Origin of the sequence: Streptomyces sp. NPDC087859, assembly GCF_044742595.1 — a bacterium.
Lineage (GTDB): Bacteria > Actinomycetota > Actinomycetes > Streptomycetales > Streptomycetaceae > Streptomyces > Streptomyces canus_F.
In genome coordinates this window covers 1-18,047 of record NZ_JBIUUU010000040.1, presented here as the reverse complement: position 1 = coordinate 18,047, position 18,047 = coordinate 1, and the positions used below count along the sequence as shown (strand labels likewise).

General features: G+C 72.1%; 16 protein-coding genes and 2 rRNA genes. 4 read left to right on the top strand and 14 right to left on the bottom strand.

Annotated elements, in window-relative coordinates:
- The first annotated feature begins 43 nt into the window (after positions 1 to 43).
- A complete protein-coding gene (locus ACIOHP_RS49625) occupies positions 44 to 1,426 on the top strand; it encodes an FAD-binding oxidoreductase (RefSeq protein WP_401898422.1) in 1,383 nt (460 codons plus the stop codon).
- Positions 1,427 to 1,454: 28 nt separating this feature from the next.
- Here ACIOHP_RS49625 and ACIOHP_RS49620 read toward each other — a convergent pair whose 3' ends face one another.
- Complete coding sequence (locus tag ACIOHP_RS49620) at positions 1,455 to 2,408, bottom strand: LLM class F420-dependent oxidoreductase (RefSeq protein ID WP_401898419.1); 954 nt, start codon at positions 2,406 to 2,408, stop codon at positions 1,455 to 1,457.
- Positions 2,409 to 2,500: 92 nt separating this feature from the next.
- Between ACIOHP_RS49620 and ACIOHP_RS49615 the strand changes: the two genes are divergently transcribed.
- Complete coding sequence (locus tag ACIOHP_RS49615) at positions 2,501 to 4,129, top strand: PucR family transcriptional regulator (RefSeq protein ID WP_361548787.1); 1,629 nt, start codon at positions 2,501 to 2,503, stop codon at positions 4,127 to 4,129.
- Here the strand turns inward: ACIOHP_RS49615 and ACIOHP_RS49610 are convergent.
- The 5 genes from ACIOHP_RS49610 to ACIOHP_RS49590 form a co-directional block, all read right to left on the bottom strand.
- On the bottom strand, positions 4,126 to 5,262 hold the full coding sequence (locus tag ACIOHP_RS49610; RefSeq protein WP_401898416.1) for a glycosyltransferase family 4 protein: 1,137 nt from the start codon (positions 5,260 to 5,262) through the stop codon (positions 4,126 to 4,128). The two genes, ACIOHP_RS49615 and ACIOHP_RS49610, sit on opposite strands and share 4 nt — an antisense overlap.
- A gap of 310 nt (positions 5,263 to 5,572) precedes the next feature.
- Positions 5,573 to 7,291, bottom strand: coding sequence for a DNA repair protein RecN (gene recN, locus ACIOHP_RS49605; RefSeq protein ID WP_361549105.1), 1,719 nt, complete (start codon positions 7,289 to 7,291; stop codon positions 5,573 to 5,575).
- A 159-nt stretch (positions 7,292 to 7,450) separates the two neighbouring features.
- A complete protein-coding gene (locus ACIOHP_RS49600; RefSeq protein WP_307032639.1) occupies positions 7,451 to 8,356 on the bottom strand; it encodes an NAD kinase in 906 nt (301 codons plus the stop codon).
- Complete coding sequence (locus ACIOHP_RS49595) at positions 8,353 to 9,168, bottom strand: TlyA family RNA methyltransferase (protein WP_361548783.1); 816 nt, start codon at positions 9,166 to 9,168, stop codon at positions 8,353 to 8,355. Before ACIOHP_RS49595 ends, ACIOHP_RS49600 begins: the two co-directional genes overlap by 4 nt.
- Positions 9,169 to 9,175: 7 nt before the next feature.
- Positions 9,176 to 9,481 carry a hypothetical protein gene (locus ACIOHP_RS49590; RefSeq protein WP_401898412.1) on the bottom strand — a complete coding sequence of 102 codons (306 nt, stop codon included), beginning with the start codon at positions 9,479 to 9,481 and terminating at the stop codon, positions 9,176 to 9,178.
- Positions 9,482 to 9,523: 42 nt separating this feature from the next.
- Between ACIOHP_RS49590 and ACIOHP_RS49585 the strand changes: the two genes are divergently transcribed.
- Positions 9,524 to 9,871 (top strand): SCP2 sterol-binding domain-containing protein, encoded by a 348-nt coding sequence (locus tag ACIOHP_RS49585; protein WP_401898408.1) that lies wholly within the window; start codon positions 9,524 to 9,526, stop codon positions 9,869 to 9,871.
- 1 nt (position 9,872) lies between these two features.
- Here the strand turns inward: ACIOHP_RS49585 and ACIOHP_RS49580 are convergent, their stop codons facing one another.
- The 4 genes from ACIOHP_RS49580 to ACIOHP_RS49565 form a co-directional block, all read right to left on the bottom strand.
- Positions 9,873 to 10,769, bottom strand: a complete 897-nt coding sequence (locus ACIOHP_RS49580; RefSeq protein WP_361549103.1) for an ABC transporter ATP-binding protein — start codon at positions 10,767 to 10,769, stop codon at positions 9,873 to 9,875.
- A 20-nt stretch (positions 10,770 to 10,789) separates the two neighbouring features.
- Entirely contained in the window at positions 10,790 to 11,827 is a 1,038-nt protein-coding gene (locus ACIOHP_RS49575; RefSeq protein ID WP_401898405.1) for a FecCD family ABC transporter permease, read from the bottom strand.
- Positions 11,824 to 12,867, bottom strand: coding sequence for a FecCD family ABC transporter permease (locus tag ACIOHP_RS49570; RefSeq protein WP_401898402.1), 1,044 nt, complete (start codon positions 12,865 to 12,867; stop codon positions 11,824 to 11,826). The genes ACIOHP_RS49575 and ACIOHP_RS49570 overlap by 4 nt, the downstream gene beginning before the upstream one ends.
- Before the next feature lie 78 nt (positions 12,868 to 12,945).
- Positions 12,946 to 13,974, bottom strand: a complete 1,029-nt coding sequence (locus ACIOHP_RS49565) for an HAD hydrolase-like protein (protein ID WP_361486542.1) — start codon at positions 13,972 to 13,974, stop codon at positions 12,946 to 12,948.
- Positions 13,975 to 14,046: 72 nt separating this feature from the next.
- Between ACIOHP_RS49565 and ACIOHP_RS49560 the strand changes: the two genes are divergently transcribed.
- Positions 14,047 to 15,339: a DUF1015 domain-containing protein gene (locus tag ACIOHP_RS49560; protein WP_401898399.1), complete on the top strand. Its 1,293-nt coding sequence runs from the start codon at positions 14,047 to 14,049 to the stop codon at positions 15,337 to 15,339.
- Between the two features lie 65 nt (positions 15,340 to 15,404).
- Here ACIOHP_RS49560 and ACIOHP_RS49555 read toward each other — a convergent pair whose 3' ends face one another.
- From ACIOHP_RS49555 to ACIOHP_RS49540, 4 genes are all read right to left on the bottom strand, one after another.
- The gene (locus ACIOHP_RS49555) at positions 15,405 to 16,253 is read right to left on the bottom strand and encodes a hypothetical protein (protein ID WP_401898440.1); all 849 of its coding nucleotides are present in this window, start codon (positions 16,251 to 16,253) and stop codon (positions 15,405 to 15,407) included.
- Positions 16,145 to 17,587 carry a hypothetical protein gene (locus tag ACIOHP_RS49550; protein ID WP_401898437.1) on the bottom strand — a complete coding sequence of 481 codons (1,443 nt, stop codon included), beginning with the start codon at positions 17,585 to 17,587 and terminating at the stop codon, positions 16,145 to 16,147. Before ACIOHP_RS49550 ends, ACIOHP_RS49555 begins: the two co-directional genes overlap by 109 nt.
- Before the next feature lie 166 nt (positions 17,588 to 17,753).
- A 5S ribosomal RNA gene (rrf, locus tag ACIOHP_RS49545) occupies positions 17,754 to 17,870 on the bottom strand.
- A 104-nt stretch (positions 17,871 to 17,974) separates the two neighbouring features.
- Positions 17,975 to 18,047: ribosomal RNA gene (locus ACIOHP_RS49540) — 23S ribosomal RNA — on the bottom strand; the annotation flags it as partial.

Genomic DNA, 18,047 nt, shown 5'->3' with positions numbered 1-18,047 from the left:
CCTAGGCTGGGACCAATAGCCCCTGCGAGAAAGGGGGCGCCCCATGGCATCCCCGTCGAAGGCGGGCACGGCACTCGCCGCGCTCCGCGAAGATCTGGTCGGCGACGTGTTCGCTCCGGGGGATCCGGGCTACGACGAGGCCCGCATGGTCTTCAACGCCATGATCGACCGCCGCCCGGCGGTGATCGCCCAGTGCGTGGACGAGAACGACGTCGTACGGGCCGTGCGCTTCGGCCGAGATCTCGACCTGCCGATCGCGGTGCGCGGCGGCGGACACAGTGTGGCGGGCAGCGCGCTCAACGACGGGGGGCTGGTCGTCGACCTGCGGCACATGCGTGCCGTCGGCGTCGACCCCGCGACCGAGGCGGTACGGGTCGCGGGCGGCGCCACGATGAGCGACCTGGACCGGGCCTGCGAGCCTCACGGCCTCGCCACCACGGGTGGGCGGGCGTCCACCACCGGGGTCGGCGGCTTCGTCCTGGGCGGCGGCTCGGGCTGGCTGGACCGCTGGTGCGGACTCGCCGTCGACAACCTGCTCGGCGTCGAGCTGGTCACCGCGGACGGCTCGAAGGTCCATGCGAGCGCCGACGAGAACCCGGAACTGTTCTGGGCCCTGCACGGCGGCGGAGGCAACTTCGGCATCGCCACCGCACTCACCCTGAAGCTGCACGAACTGCCCGAGTTCTCCATCGCCTTGCTGCTGTACCTCCCGGAGCACGGCCCCGAGGTCGCCCGCACCTATCGCGACGTGATCGCCGTGGGCCCGGACGAGGCGAGCGGCGGCGTGCTCTACCTCACCGGCCCGCCCGAGGAGTTCTGCCCGCCTGAGCTGCAGGGCACCCTGCTGTGCGGCGCGCTGCTGACGTACGCCGGCCCCGAGGCGGACATGCGCAAGCTGGCCGAGCCGCTGCTCGCGCTGCCGCACGAGGCGGAGATCGTCGGGGCGATGCCGTACGCCGACGTCCAGTGCATGCTCGACGATCCGCCGGGGATGCGGAACTACTGGTCGGCGGAGTACCTGACCGGTGCCCCCGACGACTTCCTGGACGTCTTCTGCTCCCGGGCTCGGTCCATGCCCGTGCCGACCGGCAGCATCCACGTGCTGTTCCCGCTGGGTGGAGCGATATCCGCCGGTCCGCACGAGTACCCGGTGCCTTACCGGGACGCGCCATGGGCCGTGCACCCGTTCGCGATGTGGGAGGACCCGTCGGACGACGAGCGGGTGGTCCAGTGGGTACGGGACGTCCGCGCCGATGCCCAGCCGTGGAGCACGGGCGCGGTCTACCTCAACTTCATCGGCGACGAGGGCACTGAGCGGGTCGTGGCGGGCCTCGGTCCCGAGAACGCGCAGCGGCTGGCGGAGGTGAAGCGAGAGTTCGACCCCGACAACGTCTTCCGCTTCAACCACAACATCAGACCTGCCTGAGCTACGGAGTCCGACGGAGGGCGGCCGGTCAGCGGCGCTCGGGAGCGAGCGCCGTCAGCGTCCGCTGCCCTCCCGGGTCGCCCGCCGTCGCCGGTACCAGGGCGACCTCGTCGAGCCCTGCCTCGGCGTAGGCCTCGATCCGCGCACGTACGGCGTCCAGGCTCCCGACGAGACCGACCGTGGCGGCCGCCTCCGGCGGAAGGGCCCGCACCAGGGTGTCCCGGTCGGCACCGGACGCGGCAAGCTCCACCGCCTCGCCGAACCCGGCGTCGGCGAACACGTCGCTGTAGCCCGGCACGGTGAGGTATCCGGCGATGCTCCCCAGCACCTGGGCGAGCGACTCCGGCACCGGATCGACGGCCGCCGGCAGCCAGGCGGCCAGCGTGGGCGGCGTACGGCCCGCCTTCTCGGCCGCCCGGTCCAGGGCGTCGCGCAGTTCCCGCACCTGCTCCGGTGAGACGACGTCCAGCAGCATGCGGTCGGCGTGCGCGGCCGCCGTCGCGATGGCGCGAGGGCCGAACGCGGCCACGGTGAGCAGTCCCCGGGGCGGTGGGAGACGGCGGCGGAAGGCACCGACCTCTTCCCCGGGCAGGGCGTGCAGATGACGTCGTACGGCCTCGGCGCTCTCCTCCAGCGCCGCCGCGGGTCGCACCCGGGACCGCCCGTGCACCCCCTCCACCACCCGCTTGCTGGACGTCCCGAGCGCCACCCCGGCCGGGCGCCCGGTGAGCGCGGCGACCGAGGCGGCGCCCCGGGCGATGGTGTACGGGTCGCGCACGTTCACCGGCACCGGCCCGGCCGTCACGGTGACCCGCTCGGTGGCGCCGCCGATGGCCGCGGCCAGGACGAAGGAGTCCCATGTCGGCCCCTCGCCCGCCCACACCTCCCGGTACCCGAGCCGGTCGGCGGTCACCGCCACCCGCACCGGCTCCTCGACCGGACTGTCGTCCTCCCGTGCCACGGCCACCACGCTGAAGTCCATGCACGCGCGCGTACCCGATCGCCCACGCCGCAACCCGTGACGTCGCCGCCCGGAGATGTGCCCGGGGTACGGGCGCGGGTAGCGTCCGGCTCATGGACAGCAGATTCGACAGCCAGGGCGCCGCTATCACCGTTCAGCGGGCGCTGGAGCTGCCCGGCCTGCGCAGCGGCCTCCCCGAGATCCTCGCGGGCGCCGACCGGCTGCAACGGCCGGTGCGCTGGGTGCACGCGGGTGAGGTGCCCAACATCGCCTCCCTGCTGAAGGGTGGCGAACTGCTGCTGACCACGGGCTACGGGCTCGGCACCCGTCCGGCCGAGCAGCGTGCGTTCGTCCGCACCCTGGCCGAGCGGGGCATCGCGGCCCTGGTCGTCGAACTCGGCCCGCGCTTCACCCGCCTCCCGGCGGCCCTGGTCGACACGGCCCGCGCAACCGGGCTGCCCCTGGTCCAACTGCACCGCGAGGTGCCGTTCGTGACGGTGACGGAGGAGATCCACACCGAGATCGTCAACGGCCACTACGCCCTGGTCCAGCGGGCCGAGGAGGTGCATCGCCGCTGCACGGAGGCTCTGTTGGGCGGCGGCGGGGTGCCCCAGGTGCTGGGCATCCTGGCCGACTTCAGCGACAACCCGGTCTTCCTGGAGACGACCGACGGCCAGCTGCTGTACGCCGCCGGGGCGGGCCCCGAGGGCGCTGATCCGCTCCAGGTGTGGGAGGGCCTGCGGAGCCAGCACAAGGACGCCCCGCCGGCCGGTTCCGTGCTGGTGGACGTGCCCGGGGGCGGGCCGGGCACGGGTTCGGTGCGCGCGCGGCTGGTCCTGCTCCCCGTACGCGCTCCCCTGGTCCCGGTGCACCGGATGGCGGCCGAGCGGGCCGCGGGCATCCTCGCCGTGGTGCTGATGCAGGCACGGCAGGAGGAGGAGCTGGCCGCGCGGGGCCGGGGCGACTTCCTGACCGACCTCGCCGAGGGCCGTATCGCCGCCGAGGACGCGCCCGCGCAGGCGCGCGTGCTGGGCTTCAAGCCGGGCGCCAGTCCGCTGCTGCCGGTGGTGATGCGGCTCGGCGACGCCCTGTCCCCCGGGGGCGGCTGGGCGGTGCTGGCCCGGGCGGTGTCGGAGGAGCTGGCCGCCGTGGGGGTTCCGGTGCTGCTGGGCGTACGGCCGGTCGAGGGCCGCGTGCTCGTGCTGCTGGGCCTGCGCTCGGAGTCGGAGCGGGCGGCGGTCGCGGACCGGGTCGCGGCGGCGCTGCGGGCGGGGGTGGAGCGGGCCGGGATGCAGCGGCCGGGGGCACAGCCGCCGGTGGTGGTCGTCGGTGTGGCGGGCGGCTGGGCGGCGGCTTCGGCGGGGCTGCGGCACGCCGCGGAGACGGCGACGGCCGCGCAGGGTCTGTCGGACCGGCCCTGGTACGAGGCCCGCCGCCTCGACATCGACCTGCTGCTGTGGCGGCTGCGCGACCATCCGGACCTCGCTGCCTTCGTCGACCGTGCGATCGGCCCGGTCCGCGACCACGACCACCGCTCCAAACCACCGCTGCTGCCCACCCTGGAGACCTACCTCGCGCACGCGGGCCGCAAGGCGGAGACGGCACGTGAACTGCATCTGAACCGGCAGACGCTCTACAACCGCCTCGCGCGTATCGGTGAGTTGCTGGGCACCGACCTCGACGACCCGCAGACGGTCCTGGCGTTGAGCCTGGCCCTGAGAGCCCGCAGGCACGTCCTCTAGACGAGGGGCCGCGGCTGCGTCAACTCGTCGTAGACGCTGAGCACTTGGGCGACGGTCTCGTCCTCGGACGGCCAGGTGGCGGCCTGGCGTACGCCCTTCGCCCGCAGCTCGTCGCACCGCTCGGGATCGCCGAGAAGGCGTACGACGGTGTCGGCGAGGGCCTCCGCGTCGCCGTACGGCACGAGTTCGGCGGCGTCGCCCACGAGCTCGGGCATGCTGCCGACGTCGGTCGCGACGAGCGGCACGCGCGCGTGGAGGGCCTCCTGGGCGAGGACGGAACGGGACTCCCAACTGCTCGACAGCAGCGCGAGATCGGCGGCCGCGAGCAGCTGGGCCGCGTCGTCGCGCCGCCCGATGAGCCGCACCGGCAGTCCCTCGTCCTCGATCCGGCCCTGCAACTCCGCACGCAGCGGCCCCTCCCCCACGATCACGACGAGCGGCACCGGGTCGAGCTCCCGCCACGCGCGCGAGGCGTCCAGCAGGGTGTCGTACCCCCGATGGCTGTCGAGGGAGCCGACGGCCATCAGCAACGGGCGTCCGGTGGCGCCGAGTTCGGCCCGCACCTTGGGCCGCGGCCGATCCGGGTCCTCGAGCCGCACGGCCTTGCGGACCCCGGGCAGTGCGACGGCGGCGAGCCGCGCGTCCCGCGCACCCGTCGCCCGCGCCCGGTCGACCAGCGTCGAACTGGCCCCGAGGACCACGGAGGCGGCTTTCACGACCCGCCGCTCCAGCAGCCGCACCAGATGGGCCCGCGCACCCTCGGCGTGTGCCCGGTCGTGCCAGGTGACGACGAGCGGAGTCCGCCGCCCGCTGAGCGCGAGCACCGCACGGAACGAGGCGTGCAGCCCGTGCGCGTGGACGAGGTCGGCGTCCGCGCAGGCGGCACGCAACGCGGCGACGGCCCCCGGGTCGCTGCTGCGCGGCACGTGCACATGTTCGGCGCCGGCACCGCTGAAGTCGTAGGTGCGATCGGCCTCGACAGGGGCGCACACGGTCACCCGCACGCCCCTCGCGACCAGCCCGGAGGCCAGGGACCGCACATGCGCGCTGCTGCGGGCGTTGCCACCGCCGAGCACCTGAACGGTGCGCAGCGGCGACTGGCCGTGCGGTGAGTGGCTGCTCACGGGGGTCACGTGGCCGGGGCTCCTGGTTCGGGTCGGGCGGTCACGAGGAAACGTACAGAAGGTGTCGGGCGGAGGGGTGTACCGCACGCTTCCTACGCGTACTGCGTTCTAGGCCAAGGATGCCAGCACGCACGGGTGTTCCGGGAACGCCGGGGGTGTGGGGGTTCTGGAAGGAGAGGAGGGGGGTCACTCACACGGGTGAGAAACGGGGCGTGTTCGGAGCGAGCGGGGTCACTCGGGGAGGCCGGCCGTCCGGCCACCCCCGTCCGCACGCCCCCTGAAGGGCCCTGTGCGCGAAACGCCCTGCGCGTGCGGAGCCCTACGCGTCCGCCCGAGCCGCCTCCAGCAACTCCTCCGCATGCGCCCGCGCGGTCTCCGAGTCCTCCTGCCCGGCGAGCATCCGGGACAACTCCCGTACCCGCTCCTCGCCTTCGAGGACCTTCACGCCGGAGCGCGTGACAGAACCGTCGTTGGTCTTCTCGACCAGCAACTGCCGGTCGGCGAAGGCGGCCACCTGCGGCAGATGCGTCACGACCACGACCTGCGCGGACTTCGCCAGCTTGGCGAGCCGTCGCCCGATCTCGACCGCGGCCTTGCCACCGACACCGGCGTCGACCTCGTCGAAGAGATAGGTCGGCACGGGATCCGTCCCCGCGAACACGACCTCGACGGCCAGCATCACACGGGAGAGCTCACCACCGGAGGCCCCCTTGGCGATGGGCCGCGGCGGCGCACCGGGATGCGGAGCGAGCAGCAGTTCGACCTCGTCGGTTCCGGACGGCCCGTACGCGACGGCTCGCCCGCCGACCTCGACGCCTTCCGGGTCCTCGGTCTGCCGGATGTCGAAGGACACGCGCGCGTGCGGCATCGCGAGCGAGGCCAACTCCGCGGTCACGGCGGCGGCGAACCGCGAGGCCGCCTCCGAACGCGCATCGGTCAGCGCCTGTGCCAGCCCGCCCAGTTCCGCCCGCAGCGCGTCCCGCTCGGCGGTCAGCTCGTCGATCCGCTCGTCGTCGCCGTCGAGTTCGGTGAGCCGCGCGGCCCCCTGCTCGGCCCAGGCCAGCACGGCGGCGACGTCCTCGCCGTACTTCCGGGTGAGCGCCGTGAGGGCCGCCCGCCGCTCCTCGACGGCCGCCAGCCGCAGCGGATCGGCGTCGAGGTCGTCGGCGTATCCCGCCAGCTCCCCCGCGACATCGCCCAGCAGGATCCCGATCTCCCCGATCCGGTCGGCGAGCGCGGCCAGCGCCGGGTCGTGCGACCGTACGGCCTCCAGGGCCCGCTGGGCGCCCGCGACGAGCGTGGCGGCGTCGATGCCCTCGGGGTCCTCGGGATTCCCGGCGAGAGCGGCGTGCGCGACCGTGGCGGCGGACGACAGAGCCTCCGCGTGCCCGAGCCGCTCGGCCTCCTCCGCCAGTTCGACGTCCTCCCCGGCACGCGGCTCGACGCCGGCGATCTCGTCGAGGCCGTAGCGCAGCATGTCGGCCTCCTGGGCCCGCTCACGCGCACGTGTGGTGATCTCGTCGAGCTCCACGGCCACGGCCCGCAGCCGTCGATAGGCCTCGGTGTACTTGGCCAGCGGCACGGTGACGGCGTCCCCGGCGTACCGGTCGAGCGCCTGCCGCTGCCGGGACAGCTTCAGCAGCCCCTGCTGATCCGTCTGCCCGTGCACCGCCACCAGCTCGTCGGCGAGCTCGGCCAGCACCCCGACGGGCACGCTCCGCCCGCCCACATGCGCCCGGGACCGCCCCTCGGCGGAAACGGTACGGCTGATGAGCAGCGCCCCGTCGTCGAGCTCTGCCCCGGCCTCCTCGGCCCGCACCACGACCGAAGAGCCCGCGGGAACGCTGATCCGCCCCTCCACGACCGCCTTGTCGGCCCCGATCCGCACGAGCGCCGGGTCCGCCCGCCCACCGAGCAGCAGCCCCAGGCTGGTGACCACCATGGTCTTGCCCGCACCCGTCTCACCCGTGACAGCGGTGAACCCGGGCGACAGCTCGACGACCGCGTCGTCGATGACTCCGAGCGACCGTATCCGCATCTCTTCCAGCACGGTGAAGACCTTACGAGGTAGGGCGGGAGAAGCGCGAGGCACCCTGTCACCCGGGGGAGTGGAGAAACCCAGGGGCGCGGGGAACTGCGCGACCAGCCACAGACCACCCGCACCCGCCAACGCTCTGTGATCACCCCCCACAGACGGCTAGTGAGGCGCCCCCCGCCACCCGGATACGGGCAACGCGAACTTCGCCACAAGCCGGTCGGTGAAGGACGCATGGTGCAACCGAGCCAACCGCACCGGCACAGCCCCCCTCCGCACCTCAACCCGCGCGCCCGGCGGCAACTCCACGGTCCGCCGCCCGTCGCACCAAAGCACCCCGGGCGGAATATGTGGCAGAACCTCCACAGCCAACACAGAATCCGGCGACGTCACCAACGGCTTCGCGAACAGCGCGTGCGCACTGATCGGCACCATCAGCAACGCCTCCACCTCGGGCCACACCACAGGCCCACCGGCGGAGAAGGCATACGCGGTGGACCCGGTCGGAGTCGACAGCACGATCCCGTCGCACCCGAACCCCGTCACCGGCCGGCCGTCGATCTCCAGCACGACCTCGAGCAGCTTCTCCGCGCCGGCCTTCTGCACCGCCGCCTCGTTCAGCGCCCAGTCCGTGTGCACGATGTCCCCGTTGCTGTGCACGACGACATCGACGGTCATCCGCTCCTCGACCTCGTACGACTTCGTCACCACCCGGTCGACGACCTTGTCGAGATCATCCCGCTCGGCCTCGGCGAGGAACCCGACGCGCCCGAGGTTGACGCCGAGCATCGGCACCCCGGAGGCCCGGGCGAACTCGGCCCCCCGCAGCAGCGTCCCGTCCCCGCCCAGCACGATCAGCAACTCGCACCCGTCGAGGCACAGCGGCGTCGCCTCCTTGACCAGCTCCACCTCGTCCGGCAACGGCAGGTCGGCGGCCTCGTACTCCAGCACACGCACGCCGATGCCCTCACGCAGCAGGCCCTTCACCACCAGCTCGGCGCTGCGAATGGCCGCAGGCCGCCCGGTGTGGGCGAGCAGGAAAACAGTACGAGCTCGGTTCTGGGTCAACGCGGCCCCTCCGCCACTGCACGGTCAACGTCGGCCGGCTCCAGGGCGGGCGCCCCGGCACGCAGCCACAGAAAGTATTCGACATTGCCCGAGGGTCCGGGCAACGGGCTTGCCGTGACCCCCTTCACCCCGAGCCCGAGTTCCCATGCCTTCTCGGCCACACCGCGCACGGCCTCCGCCCGCAGCTGCGGGCTCCGTACGACTCCCCCACTGCCCAGCCGTTCCTTCCCCACCTCGAACTGCGGCTTGACCATCATCACCAGGTCCGCGTCCGGCTTCACGCACCGCGCCAGGGCGGGCAGCACCAGCCCGAGCGGAATGAAGGACAGATCCCCCACTACAAGATCCACGGGCTTCCCATCGATCGCTTCAAGCGTCAACTCGCGTACGTTCGTACGGTCCTTGACGGTGACGCGTTCATCGCTCTGCAGAGTCCACGCGAGTTGCCCGTACCCGACGTCGACGGCGACGACGTGCGCGGCCCCCGACCGCAGCAGCACATCGGTGAACCCGCCGGTGGACGCGCCGGCGTCCAGCGCCCGCCGCCCCTCGACGACAAGCCCCTGCGGCACGAACGCCTGCAACGCGCCCGCAAGCTTGTGCCCACCCCGGGACACGTAGCCGGGATCGCCGTCGTCTTCCGAGACCACGATCGCCGCCGCGGTCTCCACCTGCGTGGCCGGCTTGGTCGCGACGGTCTTGCCGACACTGACCCGCCCGGCGGCGATCAGCTGACTGGCGTGCTCGCGCGAGCGCGCGAGCTTCCGCCGGACCAGCTCCGCGTCGAGACGTTGGCGTGCGACTCCTGCCACGTTCGGTTCAGCTCCTATTGCCATACGAGGGTGAAGGCGCCCTCTGCTCATACGACGACGGGGGCCCCGGAGGTCCCGGGCGGGCGTCGAGCGCGGTGAGCGCGTCGCGCAGCCCCCGGTGTACATCCTCGTACACCTCGACGTGTCCGTCGGTGGCGAGGTGGTCGGCGTCGCCGAGCCGCTCCAGATGGGCGTCCACCTCGGCGTTGCCGGTGGGGGTGCGGGAGACGTCCAGCGGGGCCGGGGCGGCGGGTTCGTGCTCCGGCTCCACCGCCTCCTCGAGGGTCTGCGTCTCCGGGGCTGCGTCGCTCATGCCCAGACGCTACCCCGAAGGGCTGGGGTACCGTCGATCTCGATGGCCACGATCGAGGAGTGCCGCGCCGCACTCGAAAAGCTCTCCGACACCATGCAGCACACCGAGGGGGACGTCCGCACCGCGGCGACCATGGACCGCTCGGTCAGCTGCCGGATCACCGACCTCGACATCACCTTCGTCGGCCGGATGACGGGCGGCCGGATCGTGGTGCACGACACGGTCCAGGGTCCGCCCCCCGAGAAGGCCCAGATCCGACTGACCATGAAGGGCGACGACCTGGTGGCCCTGGTCGACGGCGACCTGAACTTCGCCAAGGCCTGGGGCTCGGGCCGGGTCAAGCTGGAGGCGGGCCTGCGCGACCTGCTCCAGCTGAGGAAGCTCCTGTAGCTCAGGAGACCTCGGCGGCAGCCACCTTCCGCACGTCCGTCCTCCTGTCCTCCACCCGCGCCTTCCGGGCCGCCGGCACCACCAGCGGCGTCGCCGTCTCCGGGTCGTCGATGACCTGGCAGCGCAGCCCGAAGACCTCCTCGACCAGCTCGGCCGTGACGATGTCGTTCGGCGCCCCCTCGGCGATGACGCTGCCGTCCTTCAGAGCGATCAGATGCGTGGCGTACCGGGCGGCGTGGTTGAGGTCGTGGAGAACGGCCACCAGCGTGCGGCCCTGCTCCTCGTGCAGCTCGGCGCAGAGGTCGAGGACATCGATCTGGTGCTGGATGTCGAGATAGGTCGTCGGCTCGTCCAGGAGCAGCAGCGGCGTCTGCTGGGCGAGCGCCATGGCGATCCACACACGCTGGCGCTGACCGCCGGACAGTTCGTCGACGTACCGGTCCGCGAGCTCGGCGACCCCGGTCTGCGCCATCGACTCCTGTACGACCCGCTCGTCCTCGGTCGACCACTGGCGCAGGATGCCCTGGTGCGGGTAGCGGCCGCGGCCCACCAGGTCGGCGACGGTGATCCCGTCGGGCGCGATGGACGACTGCGGCAGCAGGCCCAGCGTCCGCGCGACCTTCTTCGCGGGCATCGACTGGATGACCTGACCGTCGAGCAGGACCCGCCCCTGGTTCGGCTTCAGCATCCGCGACAGCGCCCGCAGCAGCGTCGACTTGCCGCACGCGTTCGGGCCGACGATCACGGTGAAGGAGTTGTCGGGGATCTCCACCGACAGCTGCTCGGCGATGACGCGCTGGTCGTAGGCGAGGGTGACGTTCTCGGCGGAGAGGCGGTTCACGGTGCTCCTTCGGGTGTTCCGGTTCGCCCGGGTGTTGTTGTTCGCCGAGCCGCTCATGTCCGGCTTCCGCGAGCCGCTCATATCCGGCCCGCCTTCCGTTCGGTGACCAGCAGCCACAGCAGATAGACACCGCCGAGCACACCGGTGACCACGCCCACCGGCATCTGGTCGGCGCCGAAGACCTTCTGCGACACCCAGTCGGCGCCGACCAGCAGGGCGGCGCCCATGCACAGCGAGGGCAGCAGGTTCGGTCCGGGCGAGCGGGTCAGGCGCCGGGCGAGCTGCGGCGCGGTGAGCGCCACGAAGCTGACCGGACCGGCGGCGGCCGTCGCGGACGCGGTGAGCAGGACGGCGGCGATCATCAGCAGCCCCCGCACCCGCTCCACGCGCACGCCGAGGGCGTACGACACGTCGTCGCCCATCTCCATCATCCGCAGCCCGCGCGCGTTGGCGAGGACGAGCGGGACGAGGACGGCGCACAGCCCGAGCAGCGGCCACACCTGCTCCCAGTCACGGCCGCTGAGCGAGCCGGTCATCCAGACCATCGCCCGGGCCGCGTCGACGATGTCGGACACGGTCATCAGATAGCCGTTGACCGCCGTGAGGATCGCGGACACACCGATGCCGACCAGCACCAGCCGGTATCCGTGCACCCCCTGCTTCCACGCGAGCAGATAGATGGCGAGCCCCGCCACCAGACCGCCCACCAGCGCCCCGACGGTGACCTCGGCCGCGCTCCCGGAGAACAGCACGATCATCACGAGCGCACCGGCCGTCGCCCCCTGACCGAGACCGAGGATGTCCGGGCTGCCCAGCGGATTGCGGGACACGGCCTGGAACAACGCGCCGCCGAGCCCGAGCGAGGCGCCGACCAGCAGCCCGACGAGAACCCGGGGCAGCCGCAGCTCGTTGACGATGAACTCCTGGCCCGCGTTCCCGTTGCCGAGCAGCGTCTTGAGCACGTCGCCGGCCGGGATCGGGAAGTCGCCGGTGCCGATGAGCACGACACTCGCGGTGAGCGCGGCCGTCAGGAGCAGGAGGACGACGGTGAAGGCCCGGACGTCGAGGCGGACCGAGAGCCCGCCCGGCGTCCTGATGGCACGGTTGGTCTTCACAGCTGCGCCGTCCTCCGCCGTCGTACGAGAAAGATGAAGACCGGGCCACCGAGGATCGCGGTGACGATGCCGACCTGAAGTTCGGAGGGCCGGGCGACGATCCGGCCGATGACGTCGGCGCCGAGCAGCAGCACGGGCGACAGGACGGTCGCGTACGGCATGATCCAGCGCAGGTCGGGCCCGGTGAAGGAGCGCACAACGTGCGGCACCATCAGGCCGACGAACACGATCGGACCGCAGGCGGCGGTCGCGGCCCCGCACAGCACGGTGGCGGCGAGCATCGACAGCGCCCGGGTGCGGTTGAGGTTGGCGCCGAGGGCCTTGGCGGTGTCGTCGCCCATCTCCATGGCGTTGAGCGGCCGGGCGAGCGCGAGGGCGAGGAGCGTGCCGGCCGCGAGGAAGGGCAGGACCTGGAGGATGGTCGACTCGCTTGCCGAGGAGAGCGAACCCACCGTCCAGAAGCGCATCTTGCCGAGCGCGGCCTCGTTCGTGATCATCACGGCCTGGAGATAGCCGTAGAGCGCGGCGCTGATCGCCGTGCCGGCGAGCGCGAGCCGCACCGGCGTCGCCCCCCGGCTGCCGCCCAGGAACCACACGAGCGCCCCGACCGCGGCCGCGCCGAGGAAGGCGAACCAGACATAGCCGGTCAGGCTCGTGACACCGAAGTACGTCATGGCGGTGACGACCGCCGCGGACGCGCCCGCGTTGATGCCGAGCAGCCCGGGGTCGGCCAGCGGATTACGGGTGAGCGCCTGGAGGACCGCGCCGGACAGACCGAGCGCGGCACCGGCCAGCAGACCCAGCAGGGTCCGCCAGAGCCGCTCGGTGACGACGACATCGCCGTATGTCCCGGAGTCCTCGAACAGGCCGTGCCACACCTGCCCCATCGACAGCTCTTTCGCCCCGATCGCGATGCTCGCCAAGGCGACGAGCACCAGGATCGCGACGGACACGAGCAGCCCAAGGGCACGTATCGCCCGGCGGGTTGGGGGCGCGGGGGCGGTCTCCGCGCGCTGTTCGGGAGGACTGTCGACCAACACGCAGTTAGGTTAGCCTACCCTCGGATTCAGCCACGATCCCGCTGCACGGGTTCACAGGCTGGGCACCGGGCGCACCCCTCACAGACCCAACCGCGCGAGCGCCTTCCCTCCGTCCAGCTCGCACGTTCCCGCACCGGCCGCCGTCCACGCCGCCGCACACAGCGCCCGCAGCCCGTCCAGGGCCTCCCCCTCACCAGCCAGTTCCAGCCGCTCGGCACCGGCTGTCGCCGTCCAACCGCCGCACCGGAACCCGCCGTCCGCCTCGGTGACTTCGGGCTGCCCGGTGAGCATGCCGCGCAGATCGGCGTCGACATACGTCGGCCGGTGCTGCGGCGGCGCGGCCAGCAGTTGCGCCCCGTCGGTCACCCCGGTCAGCACGAGCAACGAGTCGACTTCCCCGTTGAACGCGCCCTCGATGTCCGTGTCCAGCCGGTCCCCGACCACCAACGGCCGCTCGGCGCCGGTCCGCAGGATCGTCTCCCGATGCATGGGAGGCAACGGCTTGCCCGCGACCTGCGGCTCGGCACCCGTCGCGATCCGCACGACCTCCACCGCCGCCCCGTTGCCCGGCGCGATCCCGCGCCCGCTGGGAATCGTCAGATCGGTGTTGGACGCGAACCAGGGCACCCCGCGCGCGACGGCGTACGAAGCCTCGGCGAACCGCCCCCACGGCAGATCCGGGCCCCCGAACCCCTGTACCACCGCGGCCGGATCGTCATCGGCCGACTCGACGGGCTCCAGCCCCCGCTCCCGCAGCGCGACCCGCAGCCCTTCCCCTCCGATCACCAGCACCCGCGCCCCCGCGGGCACCTGCTCACTGATGAGCCGCGCGACGGCCTGCGCCGAGGTGATGACGTCACCAGCTTCCGTCGGTATCCCCAGCTCGGTCAGATGCTCGGCGACGGTGTCCGGCGTCCGCAGCGCGTTGTTGGTGACGTACGCGAGGTGCATGCCGCCGGCCCGAGCCGTGGCCAGCGACTCGACGGCGTGCACGATCGCGTTCCCGCCCGCGTACACCACCCCGTCAAGGTCGAGCAGCGCGGTGTCGTACGCCTCGCTCAGGGCCTGGCCACTGCCCTCGGGCCTCGTCCTGACGCTCTGGCTCATTCCACATCGCTCCTCGCTCGACGGCTTTCCCCCGATCATCCCTCACGCCACTGACACACGTACGATGCCGGGATGAACACCGCAGGTCACTCGGAAGCAACGGCGCGCCGGGGCCTGGAACTCACCCCGTTCCGAGGCCTTCGTTACGACCCCGACCGGGTCGGCAGCCTCGCGGCCGTGACGTCTCCGCCGTACGACGTCGTCGTACGCCCCGACGGCGTCGTCCACCTCCAGTCCGCGGACCCTTACAACATCGTCCGACTGATCCTGCCCCAGGCGATCACCTCCACAGCCCGCAACGACCAGGCGGCCGACACCCTGCGCCGCTGGCTCGCGGAGGGCGTCCTGACCGCCGACCCGGATCCCGGCCTGTACGTCTACGAACAGCGCGCGACCGACGGCATGCTCCAACGCGGCGTCATCGGCACCCTGCGGCTGTCGGATCCGTCGGAGGGCGTGGTCCTACCGCACGAGGACGTCATGCCGCACGTGGTCGCCGACCGCGCCGCCCTCATGCGTGCCACCTCGGCGAACCTGGAGCCCCTGCTCCTGACGTACCGCGGCAATGGCTCCCCGGCCGACACGACAGCCGTCGTCGAGCGCACGGCGGAGCAGGAGCCGCTCCTGGCCACCACCACCGAGGACGGCTGTCGCCACCGCCTCTGGGCGATCACCGACCCCGCCGACGTGGCCGCGATCCAGAACGATCTGGCCGGTCACCAGGCACTCATCGCCGACGGCCATCACCGCTGGGCGACATCCCTCCGTCTACGCGCGGAGCACCCCTCCCCCAGCCCCTGGGACTACGGCCTCGTCCTCCTGGTCGACACGGCCCGCTACCCCCTCCGCGTCCGCGCCATCCACCGCCTTCTGCACGGCCTGCCGGTAGCGGACGCCCTGGCCCCACTCGAGGGCCTGTTCCGCATACGCCGTCTCGACGTCCCCTTGGCCGAGGCCCTGGACACGCTCGCCGACGCGGCCTGCGCGGGCAACGCCTTCCTGCTCGCCGGAGACGGCGCCTTCCACCTCATCGACCGCCCGGACCAGGATCTCCTCGCCCGTACGGTCCCCACGGACCGCCCCGCGGCCTGGCGCACCCTGGACGCGACGGTCCTGCACGCCACGCTCCTCGACCACGTCTGGCACGTCCCCGAGGACGACCCCACCCGCATCGCCTACATCCACGACACCGCCGCCACGGTCCGCAAGGCGGAGCGCGACGGCGGTACGGCCGTCCTCATGCACCCCGTCCGCGAAGAAGTCGTCCGCGACCTGGCCCGCCAGGGCGTGACGATGCCCCGCAAGTCGACGTCGTTCGGCCCCAAGCCGGCGTCGGGCCTGGTGCTGCGCGCGCTGGAGTTCTGAGCCGCCGTAAGTGACAAAGGGCGGGATCCCGTCGAGGGGATCCCGCCCTTTGTCACTTACGGACGTCAGTCCTTGTCGTCCTCGTCCGCTTCCACGTCGTCCGCTTCCACGTCATCCGCTTCCACGTCATCCGCTTCCACGTCATCCGCTTCCACGTCATCCGCTTCGGCGACGTCCACTTCCGCCTCCGCTTCCACCTTCTCGGAAACGCCCTCGACCTCGACGTCGCCCTCTTCACCGAGCGCGTCGACGAAATCGACACCGTCCATCTCGGCGAGCCGGTCCGAGGCGTCCGTGCTGCCGTCCTTGTCGGACTCCACGGCCTTGGCGAACCACTCCCGTGCCTCGTCCTCCCGGCCGGCGGCGAGCAGGGCGTCGGCGTACGCATACCGCAGACGCGCCGTCCACGGCTGTACGGAGTTGGAGGCCAGCTCGGGGCTCTGCAGCGTCACGATGGCCGCGTCCAGCTGCCCCAGGTCACGCCGGGCACCTGCCGCGACCAGCCGCATCTCGACCTGTCCGGCCTTGTCCAGCTTGTTCACGTCGGGCGCCCCGGCCATGTCCAGCGCCTTCTCCGGCCGCCCGAGACCACGCTCGCAGTCGGCCATGAGGGGCCACAGCTCCACACCGCCGGTCATCCGCCGCGCGGCCCGGAACTCGGCGAGCGCCTCGGAGTACTTCTGGTTCGCGTACGCCGCGAATCCGGCCGCCTCCCGTACGGCGGCGACACGCGACGCCAGCCGCAGAGCGATCTTGGAGTAGGCGTACGCGCCCTCGGGGTCCTCGTCGATGAGCCGGGCGACCATCACCAGGTTCTTGGCGACGTCCTCCGCGAGCGTCTTCGGCAGGCTCTGCAACTCCTGCCTGACGTCCTTGTCGATCTCGTCGCCCGTGACGTCCTCGGGGATCGGCAGCCGCTTGATCGGCTCGCGGTCCCGGTCCCGCTCATCACGGAAACGGCCGCCACCACGGCTGTCGCCGCCACGGTTGTCACGGCGCTCGTATCCACCACGGCTGTCGTCACGCCGGTCGTCGCGCCCACGGAACCCTCCGGGACGGCCACCGCGGTCATCCCCACGGGCCCCTCCAGGACGGCCGCCTCGGTCGTCCCGACGCGGTCCGCGGTCGCCCCGGTCGTCCCGGCCACGGAAGCCCCCGCGCTCTCCGCGGTTGTCGCCTCCCCGGCTGTCGTCCCGGCGGAACGCCGGACGGGGCCCGCGGTCGTCACCACGGTTGTCGTCACGACGGAAGGCCGGACGGGCACCGCGGTCGTCGCCACGGTTGTCATCCCGGCGGAACGCCGGACGGGACCCGCGGTCGTCACCACGGTTGTCATCACGACGGAAGGCCGGACGGGCACCGCGGTCGTCGCCACGGCGGTCATCCCGCCGGTCGTCGCGACGTTCGAAGCCGCCACCACGGTTGTCTCCACCACGGTTGTCATCGCGACGGAAGCCGCCACGGTCACCACCGCGGTCACCCCGGTCGTCGCGACGGAAGCCACGGTCACGGTCGTCGCTCCGGAATCCGCCGCGGTCACGGTCATCCCGGCGGAATCCGCCCCGGTCACCACTGTCACGCCGATCGTCGCGACGTTCGAAGCCGCCACCACGGTTGTCTCCGCCACGGTTGTCGTCACGACGGAACGCCGGACGGGCACCGCGGTCGTCGCCCCGGCGGTCGTCACGCCGATCGTCGCGTCGCGGGTAGCCGCCGCCACGGTTGTCGCCGCCGCGGTTGTCATCGCGACGGAACGCCGGACGAGGCCCGCGGTCGCCCTCACGGCGCTCCCCACGGTCTCGGTCGTCACGGCGGACGGCGGGACGCGGTCCGCGATCGTCGTCCCGGCGGAACCCGCGGTCACGGTCGTCCCGACGCGGCCCGCTGGGACGGTCGTCCCGGCGGAACGCCGGACGGGGTCCACGGTCGCCGTCACGGCGGTCGTCACGGCGGTCGTCACGCCGATCGTCTCGTCGGACGTAGCCGCCACCGCGGTTGTCGCCGCCACGATTGTCGCCACCGCGGTTGTCATCACGGCGGAAACCACCGCGGTCGCCACGGTCGTCGCGTCGGGGGTAGCCGCCACCACGGTTGTCACCACTGCGGTTGTCACCACTGCGGAACGCGGGACGGGGCCCACGGTCGCCGCCGCGATCGTTACCGCGGTCGTTGTCGCGCCGGAAGCCACCGCGGTCACCGCGGTCACCGCCGCGGTATCCGCCACGGTCACCGCGGTCGTTGCGGTCACCACTGTCCCGTCGCCGCTGGTCGCGCTCCGGTCGGTCGTCGGGAGAGTTGGTGGACATGGGTGACTCCTGTCTCGGTACTGCAAATCTCGGTACTGCAAACATTGTAAAAACAAAAGGACCCCTGGTCCCAGCTGAACGCTGGGACCAGGGGTCCTTCCAAAGATTGTTCGGCGGCGTCCTACTCTCCCACAGGGTCCCCCCTGCAGTACCATCGGCGCTGTAAGGCTTAGCTTCCGGGTTCGAAATGTAACCGGGCGTTTCCCTCACGCTATGACCACCGAAACCCTAATGGTTTCGAGCGAACAAGCACACTTTTCTGTTATGCGTTCTGCTCTAAGCCGGCAACAGTCGTTGCCTCAGAACTAACACAGTGGACGCGAGCAACTGAGGACAAGCCCTCGGCCTATTAGTACCGGTCACCTCCGCACGTTACCGTGCTTCCAGATCCGGCCTATCAAC

Coding starts and splice junctions, on each gene's coding strand:
- ACIOHP_RS49625 (WP_401898422.1), top strand. CDS start 44: ATGGCATCCCCGTCGAAGGCGGGCACGGCACTCGCCGCGCTCCGCGAA.
- ACIOHP_RS49620 (WP_401898419.1), bottom strand. CDS start 2,408: ATGGACTTCAGCGTGGTGGCCGTGGCACGGGAGGACGACAGTCCGGTC.
- ACIOHP_RS49615 (WP_361548787.1), top strand. CDS start 2,501: ATGGACAGCAGATTCGACAGCCAGGGCGCCGCTATCACCGTTCAGCGG.
- recN (WP_361549105.1), bottom strand. CDS start 7,291: ATGCGGATACGGTCGCTCGGAGTCATCGACGACGCGGTCGTCGAGCTG.
- ACIOHP_RS49590 (WP_401898412.1), bottom strand. CDS start 9,481: ATGAGCGACGCAGCCCCGGAGACGCAGACCCTCGAGGAGGCGGTGGAG.
- ACIOHP_RS49585 (WP_401898408.1), top strand. CDS start 9,524: ATGGCCACGATCGAGGAGTGCCGCGCCGCACTCGAAAAGCTCTCCGAC.
- ACIOHP_RS49580 (WP_361549103.1), bottom strand. CDS start 10,769: ATGAGCGGCTCGGCGAACAACAACACCCGGGCGAACCGGAACACCCGA.
- ACIOHP_RS49565 (WP_361486542.1), bottom strand. CDS start 13,974: ATGAGCCAGAGCGTCAGGACGAGGCCCGAGGGCAGTGGCCAGGCCCTG.
- ACIOHP_RS49560 (WP_401898399.1), top strand. CDS start 14,047: ATGAACACCGCAGGTCACTCGGAAGCAACGGCGCGCCGGGGCCTGGAA.